Source organism: Streptomyces sp. MMG1533 (assembly GCF_001279775.1).
In the GTDB taxonomy this organism is placed as follows: Bacteria; Actinomycetota; Actinomycetes; order Streptomycetales; family Streptomycetaceae; genus Streptomyces.
In genome coordinates this window covers 1-286 of sequence record NZ_LGDG01000180.1, presented here as the reverse complement: position 1 = coordinate 286, position 286 = coordinate 1, and the positions used below count along the sequence as shown (strand labels likewise).

The 286-nt window shown below is 58.7% G+C and carries 2 rRNA genes; both read left to right on the top strand.

The features are described from left to right. Positions 1–77 (top strand): 23S ribosomal RNA (locus tag ADK57_RS18780); the annotation flags it as partial. 92 nt (positions 78–169) lie between these two features. Further along, positions 170–286 (top strand): 5S ribosomal RNA (gene rrf / locus ADK57_RS18775).

The window sequence follows — 286 nt, the reverse complement described above, 5'->3', positions numbered from 1 at the left end:
CTGGGTTGATAGGCCGGATCTGGAAGCACGGTAACGTGTGGAGGTGACCGGTACTAATAGGCCGAGGGCTTGTCCTCAGTTGCTCGCGTCCACTGTGTTGGTTCTGAAACCACGAACGGCCCCATGCCCATGGTCACGGGTGTGGTGCGGCTGAACAGTTTCATAGTGTTTCGGTGGTTATAGCGTGAGGGAAACGCCCGGTTACATTCCGAACCCGGAAGCTAAGCCTTACAGCGCCGATGGTACTGCAGGGGGGACCCTGTGGGAGAGTAGGACGCCGCCGAAC